Raw genomic sequence first — 12,463 nt, forward strand, 5'->3', positions numbered from 1 at the left:
GTTGCGCTCCAGGCAACCCGACATCACGGGTACCCACTGTGATCAATCGGGTTCTTCGAGCTACTGTCTGGCATCCGAAGGAGATAGCGCCGGATCACCCACTCCGCTCGGCGGTCGGCGCGCGTCCAGATGAGCCAGGGCGGCCACCGCCAGGGCCGATATCCCGGTGGGCAGAGCGGTCCGCACATACGGTGCGAACCTCGGGGAGTGGTTGGGCTGCGGGCCGTGCTCCCAGGCCCGCTCCGGCGGAGCGGGACCGGCGGCAGGCGGCGGTGCGGCGCAACCCAGCATCCAGTAGGCGCTCGTCACCCCGCTCCTCCCATGCAGGGAGTGTCCCGCGTCCCCGTAGAGCGGGAAGTCCTCGGTCGCCATCGAGGGCGGCGAAGTGGCCACCCGTCGCGCGCCGAAGTGGGCTTCGTGGGCGGCTCGCACGACCGCGGAGGCCGAGGGATCGGGGGCGTTAACCGGTGACCGGGAGACGACGCGGATGTCCGGGTCCTTCTCGCACCCCGAGGCCGCGCACTCCGCCCGTACGATCCTGCGGACCGCATTCGTCATGCGGTCGAGCACGGCTTCGGAGAATCCTCGGACGGTGAGCCCCAGGGTCGCGCACTCCGGCACCACGTTCACGCTGGTTCCCGCATGCAGGGACCCGACGGTGAGCGTGACGGGCTCGGCAGGGGCGGTCTCCTGAGAGACCACGCCCTGCAGACGCAGGACGACGGCCGCGGCGGTGAGCACCGGGTCCACTGCCAGATGGGCGGTGGCCGCGTGCCCTCCGCGGCCGTGGACGACGATCTCCAACGACACGCTGCCGGCCATCAGCGGTCCCGCCCCGTGCGCCACCAGGCCGGAGGGGTACGGCGCCGCGTGCTGGGCGAGCACCACGTCGGGAGCCGCACAGCGGGTGTACAGACCGTCCTCCAGCATGGCCCGCGCCCCGCTGAGGGTCTCCTCCGCCGGCTGGCCCACGACCATCAGCGTGCCTCGCCACCGATCCGCCGACCGGGCCAGCAGGGCCGCCGCTCCGGCCGCGGCGGCCAGATGCAGATCGTGCCCACAGGCGTGCATCACCGGGATCCGCCCGCCGTCGGGCCCGGGAGCGGTCACCGAGCTCGCATACGCCAGCCCGGTGCGCTCCTCGACGGGCAGGGCGTCGAGTTCCGCGCGGAGCAGCACCACCGGGCCATCACCGTTGCGCAGGACGCCGGCCACCCCGTGGCCGCCGATCCCCGTGGTCACTTCATAGCCCTCGGACCGCAACCGCACACCGAACTCCCGCGCGGTCCGCTCCTCGCAGCCTGACAGTTCGGGGTGCCGGTGCGTGTCGAGGTAGAAGGTGGTCGCGGACAGCAGAATGTCCGGAAGGGCCGTCAGCGCGGTTTCGTACGGGCTTTTCTGCTGCGGCATCGACAACTTCCGTTCTCACGGCCCTTGCCGATGCCGTGTCGATCGGGTGGTGAAGGACAGAGGTGTGACAGCGGAATGACTGCTTCCGTGACAGCGGGGCCCGGTGGAATGGAGTCGTCAATCAACGACGGGCGGCACACCGTTGCGGCCGGTCCACAACCGATGGAGACGACATGGCACCGAAGAACGAGCTGGCTTCCCTTGCCCAGGAGATCCTCGAGCTGGAGTCCGAGACCTTCGAGATCTCGGACTACTCGGACGAGAGCGAGGTCCTCCTCGCCGGGTCGACCAGCTGCAGCAGCACCAGCACCACCAGCAGCACGACCAGCACCACCAGCTGCAGCGCCTGAGCAGTGACGCCACGGGCGTCCGGGGTCGGGAAACCGGTGCCGGGCGCCCGTCCGCCGTCTCCCGGCGCACCCGTCCGTCTGGCATGCTCCGCCGGACGGGGCCGCGTACCTGACCGGTGATCCCTTCCCCGGTCAGGGGAAGGGGTGCGGTACACAACGGATCTCGGCGTCGGAGAGATCGGTGTCCCGCCACCCCGCCCGGCGGAAGGCGGAGCGCAGTCGCGGCGTCCGCAGGGCGCGCTGCCGGGGCCATCCGAAGTCGATGGGCAGCAGCCCGGGCACGATCGTGCAGACGGTCCGCAGCCCGATGCGCTCCTGCTCCGGTGTCGTCTGGTCGACGACGACGACGTCGAACCCCGCGTCCACCAGGGCGTCACGGCAGTGCCGTACGTCGTCGAGCAGATCCGGCCGGCCGCCGGTGCCGCGGCGCGTCCGTCCCGTCCCGTAGAGCTCCGCCATCGGCAGCGTGCGCGCGGGTGCGAGGTACTCCGGAGCGTGTCCGGCCATCCCGGGCAGCCCGAACAGCCGGGGGTGGTCGCTCAGATTCCGGACGAGGGAGAAGTCGTTCGCCATCGCTTCGAGCGCGTCGCGCTCCTCCTGGACCTGCCCCGGAAGATGCGGGATGTAGGTGAGGACCTCGGAGAGGGCCGCCTCGACGGCGTGTTCGGGTTCGAGGGCGGAGCCGGCGGCGAAGGAGAGCCTCCCGGGCCCGCCGTCCCGGCGCGAGGCGAGGGCGGTGACCACCGGTACGGGCAGGTCGATCCGGTTGTCGAAGACGTGGATGTCGTAGCCGAGGAGCGCCGCACGGTCCACCATGCCCCGGATGACGGCGCTGTCCAACGTGTCCAGGTCGATCCGGGGAAGTTCCGCCCGGCCGTACCAGGCGAGCAGGAAGGCGTCCCGCTCGATGAGTTCGAGGAGCCCGTGCAGCACGGCTTCCTCCAGGCAGCTGCCGATGGCGCAGCCGTTGGAGCACTCGAAGACGAAGTTGTCCGCGGCGATCCCGGCGCTGTAGTGGGCCAGCCGCGCAGGCACCAGGATCGGCCGCTCGTCCCGCAGCGAGTACCCCCGCACCCACGGGATGGCTGCCGCGGGGTCGAAGGGGCTGACCATCGGGTCGTCCCGGTAGGTCTCCTCGCTGTACTCCCCGCAGCTCCTCGGGTCGAGGGCCGCGTCCGCCAGGTTGTCGTAGGAGTCCACCAGGAGCGGCTCCCTGCGGCGGCGATGAGTGCCGGCGTACCGTTCCAGGCCTTCGAGGAAGGCCAACCCCCTGCTGGTGTCGAAGGAGTTGCCCTGGCCGCTCCAGGTCACGTCGGACAGGCCCGCGTAGCCGCGTACGAACACGCTGCCCGCCACCGGGGAGGTGGTCGGCGACGTCACATTGATCCAGGTGCCGGCGCCGAGCGCGCCGCAGACGGGGTTGGCCAGCGCGAGGCTGGGCAACTCGTAGGCGGTCACCGGGCGCAACCGGTAGGTGTCTTCCGCGGGCTTGGGCCGGGAGCGCAGAACGGGTTCGGTCGCCTCCGCCGCCGGGTGCAGGGGAGCGCAGGCCGGGCAGAGGGGTTCCGGCAGCAGGGGGAAGGTCCGGACCCGCAGTGTCTCCAGGTCGATCCGGGAGACCCGCGGCAGCTCCGCGTCCCCCGGTCCCCACGGCCCGGCGAACTCCTCCGCCGGCGTGGCCGGCGCCAGGACGACGGCCTCGTACAGGTCCCACACCGCGTCCACGAGGTACCCGGGGAACAGCGGCCAGCCGGCCGGCGGCGTGCAGGGGGCCGGCTGCCACCCCTGCCCCGCGGCGGCGTGCGGGGCGGCGAGTCGGGTCCGGCCGCCCGTCTCCAGGGCGTCCCGCTCGGAGCGGGAACGCAGCCGTTGCCAGCGCATCGCCAGGCACTGGCCGCATGCCTCGGACGCGCCACCGCCCCAGGGGCCGACAAGCACGGCCTGGGCCGTCAGATGGACGTCGGCCGCGCGGCGCAGCGCGATGTCCTGCGCTGCCGCGGCGTCGAGCGCGTCGGCCGCGCCCAGGGCCGCGACCCGGGGCGGTGATGTGCCGGGCGGGCGGGCTGCCGGGGAGGCGGCGAAACGATCGGCCAGCGCCCGTTGCAGGGTGCGCCGGGCTGTCTCCAGTGGCGTTTGCGCGTCGTTCGCCGGCAAAGGGAGATCGGCTTCGAGAGTCGACGAGTCAGTGTTCATGTGGAGTTGCTCCAGCGGAAGGTCTTGGCGGCGATCACGGAGAAGACGATCCCGAATACCGCCAGGACACCGCAGGACACGGCGATGCCCGCAAGGTCGTGGCGGCCGGTGAGCGCACCTGCCACCGCATCGTTCATGGGACGCAACGGCAGGATGTTCGACAGCGTCCGCACCCATGGCGGCAGGTACTCCAGGGGCAGGAACGATCCGGAGAGGAAGGCCATCGGCACCATCAGGCAGTTGGCGACCGCCGCGACCGCCTCGGGCGTGTTGGCGAGGGAGCCGATCACGGCACCGATGGCGAGGAAAACGGTGACACCAAGGATCATCACGGGGACGAGCAACGGCCAGGGTCCGTCGATACGCAGACCCAGCAGAACGCCCACGGCAACGGTCAGCAGGGTCTGCCAGCCGGCGACCCGGAGTGCCACGGTGTAGCGGGCACCGAGCACGGAGCGCAGCGGTGCCGGCGACATCCTGATCAGCCGCAGCAGGTCGTTGTTGCGCCACTGCATGAGCGTGAAGCCCACACCGAAGACAGCGGCGTTGGCCACGCCCCAGGACAGGACGCCGGAAGCGATGTTGTCGATGTATGCGCCGCCGTTCCCCGACACCTCCTGCCCCCGGTAGAGCAGCCCGAAGATGCAGAGGAAGACGAGGGGGAAGACGAAGGTGAAGAACCGCGCGGTCCAGTCGCGGGAGGCGGCGCGGGAGGTGGCCCGGGTCAGGACGGAGTAGGCGCTCATGATGCGTTCCTCGTTCCGGTGAGTTGCAGATAGACGTCCTCGAGCGTCGTGGACCTGGTCCGGACTCCGTCCAGCCCCGCGATCTCGCCGATCGCAGCGAGCACGGCGCCGCTGCTGCGGGTCCGCAGGACCACCGCGCCGCCTTCGACGGTGACTTCCTCGACACCGGCAATGGCCTGCGCGCGTTCCACCGAGAGCCGCTCGGCCGGAACCAGGAGGCTGGTGGCACCCGAGTGTTCGCCCACCAGGTCGTGCGGGGCTCCGAGGGCGACGACCGAGCCATCGACGACTATGGCCACCCGGTCGCACAACGCCTCGGCCTCGTCCAGGTGGTGGGTGGTGTAGACGATGGTGCGGCCCATCGCCTTGAGCGTGCGCAGCGTCTCCCACAGGGCGCGGCGCGCCTGCGGGTCCAGTGCGGCGGTCGGTTCGTCGAGGAACACCAGCTCCGGCCCGTGGACGAGGGCGGAGGCGATGGCCAGCCGCTGGCGCTGGCCGCCGGAGAGGTCCTCGACCCGTTCCTCGGCCTTGCTCTCCAGCCCGACCAGGGACAGCGCTCCGTCAGCGGCGGCGGCCTCGCAGCCGAAGAGCCCGGCGACGGTGACCAGGTGCTCCCGGGCCGTCAGCCGGGGGAAGAAGGCGGACTTCTGCGTCTGGGCCCCGATCCGCGGCAGCAGGGCCGGGTTGCGGGGCCACGGCTTCCGTCCCAGGACCGAGATCTCTCCGGAGTCCGCGATGCGCAGCCCTTCCATGAGCTCGACGAGGGTGGTCTTCCCTGCGCCGTTGGGGCCGAGTACGCCGAAGAACTCGCCGCGTTCGACCTCCAGCGATACCCGTTCGAGGGCCTGCACCTTCCCGTACCGTTTGCTGACGCCGTCGAGCATCAGGGCCGGTCCCGAAGTGGTGTCCACTTCGCTCACCTCATCCATTCGTTCCGTTGCTGCGCGGTACTGCGGGTTCACCCGGGCTCTACCGTCCTTCCTCGTGGCCTTGCGACCGTGGCCGCCACCATCAGCGCGAGCAGCACGGTCGGCACGACCGTCGCTGCCGCACCGAACCGGTCGGTCAGGAAGTGCCGGCAAAGCAGCACCCCTGCCGTACAGGCACCGAGGACCAGCAGCGCGGAGCCGATCGCGTAGCCCAGATAGGCGAGCCGGACAGGGCGTGGATAGTCGGACACCATGGACCTGGAGGCCTGTTGACGTCTCGTCAGCAAAAGCAGGTACGTACGGCTCTCGGCCGCGTAGTCCGACATCCCCAGGACATGGCTGAGGATCTGGTAACCGTCCAGCGGGGGCAGCGGGACCAGGTTCAGCAGCGCCTGGCCGGTACCGGCCAGGAGCAGGGCCGCGGTGGCGTCGCGTACGGGGTGGCCTGGCGGCAGGAGAGCCCAGAGCGGGTAGAAGGGAAGCAGGAAGAGCAAGTTCGCCGCGGCGCCGGCGGCGGCGGTCGCCACCTGGTGTCGGCGGCGCGGGAGATACATGTAGTTCTCGACCTTGCAGTACATGATGATCATGGGCAGCCGCCAGCGCAGGCCGATCTCGGAGACGGAACCGCCGAACCAGCCGGCCACCACCCCGTGCGCGAGTTCGTGCAGGGCGAGGCTCACCCAGAGCAGGACGGCCACCGCCGCCAGGGACGGCAGGTGCAGCACGGCCCGCAGCCCTTCCCTGCCGAGTTCGCTCCCCCGCAGGGCCATCCCGACCTCCATCGCGGAGACCAGCACCAGTGCGAGGACGAGGAAGAGCGGGGTCCGGGCGAAGCCGGTGAGCCGGCGCAGGCGGTCCACGCAGGCCACCGGGTCGGCGACGAGACGAACGTCACCCCGCAGGAGGGTGTTGCGCCGGTGCGCGCCTCCGCGTCTCGCGGGCCGCACCGTCCCGCTGCCCGGCCGGCCCGGCGGCGAACCAGCCAGGAGTCCGCGACTGTGGAGCAGGCCGAGCATCCGTCGCCAGTGGGCCTGCGACAGCGCGAAGCCGAACTCCCGGGCGTAGTCCTGCTCGATCTCCGCGAGGCTCCGCGTCCCGTCGAGTCGCGTGATGATGAAGTGCTCCTTCACGCCGACGCGGAAGGCGCGCCCGTTGCACGGGTCCTTGAGCATGTGCACCCGGACCGCCCCACGCCGCAGGGCCGGGCTGATCAGGATGTCCGACCGCAGTGCGGGCTGCCCGCCCGCGTACGCGACGCCCCCGGCGGGCCCGGCCTCATCCATCGCCGCCACCGGAGCCACCGGCCTCTTCCAGGGTCTCCCGGAGCGAGCGGCCGAGGATGTGGGCCAGGTACGCCTCGTCGCGGATGGTGACATGGAGCCGGTTGTTCGTCATGTGCATGTACGGGGACAGCAGCCGCGGCAGCACGGCCCGCGGGTCGGTGAGCATCCCGCCGGGGGCGCCGTCGCGCGGGGAGAAGACCAGGTCGCCGCGGAGCGCGAGAGCCGTGGCCCGCTCGCGGAGCTCCGCGCAGTGCGCTGCCCAGCCGCGCAGGAAAGACGGCAGATGCGCGGTGGCACCGTCGGCGATACAGGTGCGGATGACCGTGAAGCGGTGGCGCAGCTGCTCGGCCATCCGGTCGTAGGTGCGGTCGTACTCCTGCGTCCCGATGAAACCGGTGTCGGGGAACGCCTCGTGCCAGAAGGTGTAGTAGCGGTCCAGGTACTCCGCCAGCGCGTCCGGTCCGTCCACGAAGGTGGCGGCCATGACCATCATCAGCTGAGACGAGGTGCCGAGCAGCACGGTCCGCAGATGAAGGTTCTTGGTGCGGAGCGCTTCGATGACCAGGTCGCTGGAGTGACGGAAGTGCCACTCCGCGAGGTCGATCCCGGCCGGGCCGCCGTACTTGTCGAACTCGGGCTCGTAGACCTCGCGGTGGCAGGTGTTGTTGGGCCGCAGCCGCATCCGGCCGTCGGCGCCGAGGAACCTGGGACGGTCGTCCTCGGGGATCTCCAGGTCGAACAGGGTGTTGTACAGCTCGTTGAGGAATCCGGGGCCGACCTCGTAGAGCGCGGGACGCGCCCGGAGGAAGGACTCGACGGCCCGCTCCGTGCGCTCGCGCACCTCGTCGGCGGCCGCCTCGCTGACCGGCCGGAGCCGCAGACGAACGTGCGGTCCCTCCAGCCAGTAGTTGATGAAGAAGTAGCCGGCGAGCAGCCGGTCCGCCGTGAGCGATTCCACCAGGGGTCTCACGCATTGGAGGAGGAGGGGCTGCGGATTGGCGGCGTAGAAGATGTGGAAGGCCTGCCAGGCGCCGGGCTCGCCGGTGCGCGTGGTCGGCTGGTGCGTCGCTGTCATGTCAGGAAGTCCGAGTCGTGAAGGTCTCGACGGCTATTTCGGCCACGTGGCGGCCGCGTCCGGAGCGGGCGGGGAGGTTGTCCTCGTCGGGGAGCATCTCCCGGAGCACCACGGTGGCCCCGGGGTCCTTGGCCAGGCTGTGGAAGGCGCCCAGCGACAGAGGGCTGTCGAAGTCGACGTACTGGGGCTTGGAGCCGCCGGCCCCTCCCTGGGTGAAGGAAGCGAACACCCGGCGGGGGATCCGGTGACCGCGACGCCAGCGGTTCCAGTCGAGGAAGGCCTCGCACTCCGCCGTGTGGGGGGTCGGCAGGGGGAGGTCCCGGACCGTCACCGTCCAGCTCCGCCGGCTCAGCACGATGGAGTCGTGGCGCACCCGCGGCCGGAAGGTCACCCCCCGGTCGGGCCTCCCCTCGGGCACACCGTCCCAGAGGTCGAGCCGGGCACGGGAGGTGGGCGAGAGCAGGAGCAGCGTCCGCGGGATCTCGGGTAGCGCGATGGGCACCAGGTACCCGAAGTACAGCGGTACGACCGTCCGTTGGAGCCTCGTCGAGTGCAGGACGAGGCGGTCCGACTCCTCGTCGTGCCGGAGGCAGAGGTCGTCCAGGTGAATGCGGTTCTCCTCCGGCACCGAACTCGTCTCGCCCGGGCAGACGATCTCGTAGTCGGCCAGCCGCCCGTGCAGATTGAGGTTGCTGCTGACGGGGCCGCCGGTCAGTTCGGCGAACACCGTCCCCTCCGGTTGGAGTTCCCGCGCCGAACGGCGCAGTGCATCGCTCAGCGACGGACTCCGGACCCCGGCGTCCTCAGGGCCGCCGGCGCCGGCCGGCGGGTCGAAGCAGTGGGTGAAGCGACTGAAGGGGAAGGACAGCGCCCCGAAGGACTGGTTGAGCACCAGGAGCGGCTCCCCGTCCTGCGCGGCGGGCTGCAGGAAGTGTGTCTGCGCCGTGAACTCCGCCTTTTGCGGGCCCAGTTCGGCCGCCACTTCAGCCAGCAGGCCCGCCTCGAGGAGGAGCTCGTCGCCACCGTCCTCATGGCCGTCCCACGCCCGCCGCATGCCCTCGACCAAGCGTTCACGAGCCCGGTCCAAGGCGGTGATCCCGGGGAGCCCGAGCCAGTTCTCCTCGGCCAGCTGGATGCCGTCGTCGTCGAACCTCTTCCGGCGGGAGACCACGGTGAGGTACTGGTCGAAGAAGTCCTCGTGGAAGTCGTGGACCAGCTTCAGCAGGTCGTCGCACCGGCCGCCGCGGCCGTAGCGTGCGACGAAGAAGCCGGTGAAGGTGATGCGCTGCGCCAGGGTCAGGTCGAACGCCGGCATGGCCGCCTCCAGACGGCGCAGCGGGTCCGCGACCGCCTTCTCCCAAGCGCTGCCGGTCACCGGCACCGGCTCGTCGCCGACCCGTACGTCCTCGTACAGCAGGGTTTGCGGAAGCGCTGCGCCGCCTTCCCCGGCGGCTTCCAGAGCGGCGCCCAGTCCGCTTCTGAGGTCGCAGAGCAGCGCCCGGCGGGTCGCGGCGTCGGCCGCCGGATAGCGGTCTATGCAAGCGATCGGCGCATCGAGCGCGGCCGCGAGTTGCCGGCTCCAGGGCCGGTCCAGCGCACTCACGGCGTCGCGGAAGGACCTCAGCGGATCCGGGCTGTGGACGTCGGTGTGCAGGGTGGGCACCTGCATCATGCCCAGGTCCAGCAGGGCCGCGAGATAGCGCTCGCACTCCTCCGGTTCCGCTCCCGCGTCGGTCCCGAGCCAGTTCACGAGCTCGTGGTACCGCATCGTGGGACATTCCTCGAACCGGGCGAGCATCCGCTCCAGGGCGCCGCTGCGGCGAAGGAAGAACAGCTGATCCCGTACCGCGTCGAAGGTGACGGCCGCGGTGTCGTCGCCCGCGGCCACCCAGCGGCGGACATACCGCACGCGGTCGTCGTCCCGGACCCAGCCGGAGGCCGGTGCGAGCGGCAGATCCGCCCGCCGCACGGGGTCCGCGGCGATCCGGTCGGCGAAGCGGCCCAGCACAACGGTGTTGAGCCGCGGATGGCTGGACCAGGTGGACGGCAGTTCCAGGCCGAAGGCATCGTCCGAGGTGGGCCGGGCGAACTCCCCCAGTGCCACCCCGGTGAAGGTGCTGAAGGGGCTGGTCTTGCAGGCGGTGCGGTAGAGGTACGCCAGCAGAGAGCGTTCGATCTTTCGTCCGCGCTTGTCCGGCCGCGCGGGATCGCTGCGGACGAAACGGTCGAGCTGGGCCTCCAGGGTCGGCGACGCCAGCAGCAGTCCGAGCCGCAGTCGCTCCTCGCCCGCCAGCACGCGCAGTTCGGCCCGGGTGGCGGTCAGTTCGCGCTCGAGCAGACCTGCGCCCTGTGCGCGCAGTTCGTCCAGGGCTCGCCGCGCGTCGAGCCAGTGCGCCACTTCGTCCGCCGCGGACGCGCTGATCAAGGTGAGAAGCGCCAGGTCCGCGTCCGGGGTGGCCGGCATCCGGTTGTTGAACAGGTCCCGCCGCAACCGCAGCAGGTCCCGGCGGGCCCGGTCGTCCGGGTGTCTGGTGACGAGGGGGTGGAGCAGCTCGCTCAGGTCCGCCCCAGCGGCGGTCAGCCGCTCCTCCTCGTCGAGCACCAGGTCCGCCCAGCGCCGGGTGTCGGGGCAGCGAAGAGCCTGCACCATCTCGATGGGCAGGCCCGCCAGGCGCAGCATGCAGCGGCGGGACAGCGCCCAGGAAGGACTGCGCCCCCCGGCGCCGACCGGCTCCCGGGATACCGCGGAAACGTCGTGTGTCACTGTTCCTCTTCGGTCCATCGGCTCAGGCGATCTCGTAGCGGACGTCGGCAGCGAGCGGGTCCTCGCGGCCGATCATGGTGATCAGCAGCGGTGCCTCCCCTGTTCCGGAGAGCCCCAGCTCCTCGATGTAGGAGCAGTTGTCGAAGCCCAGGGCCACACCGCCGCCCAGGCCCAGGGCGGCGGCGACCGTGTAGAGGGTCTGCGCCAGGGCCCCGACCGTTCCGTTCACCAGCCGGTATCCGCGGTCGCCGACGGCGTCCAGCACTGCTTCCGCTCGGATGGTGGGCACGATGACGGCGCCCGCCTGCTCCAGGTTGTAGTTGGAGAGGAAGTAGTTGCGCTGGAGGAAGTCGCCCGAGTCTCCGGGGCGGACGATCCGGAGGTCGCGGTCCACGCTGTCGTAGGCGTACACGGCGGGCTCGACGTCCCGCACATGGTTGACGAAGGCGTAGAGCTTCAGCAGGGCCGGGCCGCCGGCACCGGTCGCGTCGCTGTCCAGCGACACCGCCGCGAGCGCGGACAGGACGGTCGACAGCTCTTCCGCCCTCATGGGCCGGCGTGCGTCGAACCGCCCGAAGCTGCTGCGGCGTTCGCGCAGTGCCTGCCGAACCTCCATGCCGACGCGGAGGGGCGCGGGCAGCGACCTGCGTCCCATTCCGGCGGCAGCACCCGTCGCCGCGGCGGGGGCGAGTGCGGTGGGCTCCGGCCGGTCCGCCGCACCGTCGAGGGTCGCCTCGTGCATCCGCTGGACCGCTTCGAACCGCTGAGTCCGGCGGGAGCGTTCGCTGTCACGATGCCGGACGGTCGCCGCGGCAGGGCGGTTGTCGCCGCGGCGCGACTTCAGTGCCGGAGCAGGCCGCCGGGCCGCCGGCGCCCCGGCCCCGGTGGGGGGGATGTGGCGTTGCACCGGCTCCGCCCCGCCGGTGGCTCCGGGGTCCTCCCAGGCCAGCGGGACGACCGCGAAGACCCCTTCCTCGCCGTCCGGAAGCCCCAGCAACCGCCCCAACTCGCGCTCGTCGAACCACAGAGCGGGCTCGATGCGCAGGCCGCGGGCCCGCGCCCAGAGCCGCCAGGTCTGCAGCAGGGCACCGACATCCATGCTGACGACGTGGTAGCAGAAGCTGTTGTACTTGAAGGAGTTGGTCCAGTACTTGACGCCGAGTACGAGGAACTGGTCGGTGTGCTGGGCCGCTTCCAGCCCGCCCAGCGTCTCCCGGACGATCCCGGACACATCCCCGGTCAGCAGCCGCTCCATGGCGTGATGCGTGGTGGAGTAGTGGTGCACACCGGGCGTCATCGGGCCGCCGGGCCCCGACACCCAGTAGGTGCTGACGGGGTACAGGGCTCCTCCGGAAGCGGTACCGCGGGACCAGTTGGCCTCCGTGTAGAACGGCAGGGCGGGCAGGTCCGAGTTGCTCTGCACGCCGAGCCGACGGCCCGTCAGTCCGTATGAGTGCAGCAGCATGTCGCCGAGCAGCGGCAGACTGAAACGGCTCTCCGGCATCTCGGGCGGCGGGTAGAGGCCCTGTTCCAGGGGCGCACCGGTGAGTGGTCCGGCGTCGGGCAGGGGGAAGGAATCCACCCCCGGGTAGAACTTGCCCTTGCGCGGGCGGTCGGACCAGTCCGGCTCGAACCGGGCGGGCTCCATCGGGACTCTGGCGCGCTGAAGAACAGCGGACAGATAGTCATGAGCGAATCCCATGACGTCCCTCC

General features: G+C 71.1%; 9 protein-coding genes. 1 reads left to right on the plus strand and 8 read right to left on the minus strand.

Annotated elements, in window-relative coordinates; genetic code table 11:
- Positions 1–60: 60 nt before the first annotated feature.
- Entirely contained in the window at positions 61–1,410 is a 1,350-nt protein-coding gene (locus ACZ4M5_RS13450; RefSeq protein ID WP_467736128.1) for an amidohydrolase, read from the minus strand.
- 173 nt (positions 1,411–1,583) lie between these two features.
- Here ACZ4M5_RS13450 and ACZ4M5_RS13455 point away from each other — a divergent pair, with 173 nt between their 5' ends.
- On the plus strand, positions 1,584–1,760 hold the full coding sequence (locus ACZ4M5_RS13455) for a thiazolylpeptide-type bacteriocin (RefSeq protein ID WP_467736130.1): 177 nt from the start codon (positions 1,584–1,586) through the stop codon (positions 1,758–1,760).
- Positions 1,761–1,892: 132 nt separating this feature from the next.
- Here ACZ4M5_RS13455 and ACZ4M5_RS13460 read toward each other — a convergent pair whose 3' ends face one another.
- The 7 genes from ACZ4M5_RS13460 to ACZ4M5_RS13490 all read right to left on the minus strand — a co-directional run bounded on the left by ACZ4M5_RS13460 (position 1,893) and on the right by ACZ4M5_RS13490 (position 12,452).
- Complete coding sequence (locus ACZ4M5_RS13460) at positions 1,893–3,953, minus strand: TOMM precursor leader peptide-binding protein (RefSeq protein WP_467736132.1); 2,061 nt, start codon at positions 3,951–3,953, stop codon at positions 1,893–1,895.
- Positions 3,950–4,699: an ABC transporter permease gene (locus ACZ4M5_RS13465; protein WP_467736134.1), complete on the minus strand. Its 750-nt coding sequence runs from the start codon at positions 4,697–4,699 to the stop codon at positions 3,950–3,952. The genes ACZ4M5_RS13460 and ACZ4M5_RS13465 overlap by 4 nt, the downstream gene beginning before the upstream one ends.
- Positions 4,696–5,628 (minus strand): ABC transporter ATP-binding protein, encoded by a 933-nt coding sequence (locus ACZ4M5_RS13470; RefSeq protein ID WP_467736136.1) that lies wholly within the window; start codon positions 5,626–5,628, stop codon positions 4,696–4,698. Before ACZ4M5_RS13470 ends, ACZ4M5_RS13465 begins: the two co-directional genes overlap by 4 nt.
- Positions 5,629–5,657: 29 nt before the next feature.
- The gene (locus ACZ4M5_RS13475; RefSeq protein WP_467736138.1) at positions 5,658–6,911 is read right to left on the minus strand and encodes a site-2 protease family protein; all 1,254 of its coding nucleotides are present in this window, start codon (positions 6,909–6,911) and stop codon (positions 5,658–5,660) included.
- Positions 6,904–7,986 carry a lantibiotic dehydratase C-terminal domain-containing protein gene (locus ACZ4M5_RS13480; RefSeq protein ID WP_467736140.1) on the minus strand — a complete coding sequence of 361 codons (1,083 nt, stop codon included), beginning with the start codon at positions 7,984–7,986 and terminating at the stop codon, positions 6,904–6,906. Before ACZ4M5_RS13480 ends, ACZ4M5_RS13475 begins: the two co-directional genes overlap by 8 nt.
- A gap of 1 nt (position 7,987) precedes the next feature.
- Positions 7,988–10,666 (minus strand): lantibiotic dehydratase, encoded by a 2,679-nt coding sequence (locus ACZ4M5_RS13485; protein WP_467736568.1) that lies wholly within the window; start codon positions 10,664–10,666, stop codon positions 7,988–7,990.
- Positions 10,667–10,772: 106 nt separating this feature from the next.
- Positions 10,773–12,452 carry a nitroreductase family protein gene (locus ACZ4M5_RS13490; RefSeq protein WP_467736142.1) on the minus strand — a complete coding sequence of 560 codons (1,680 nt, stop codon included), beginning with the start codon at positions 12,450–12,452 and terminating at the stop codon, positions 10,773–10,775.
- Positions 12,453–12,463: the final 11 nt, after the last annotated feature.

This window comes from Streptomyces sp. NPDC026246 (genome assembly GCF_055567995.1).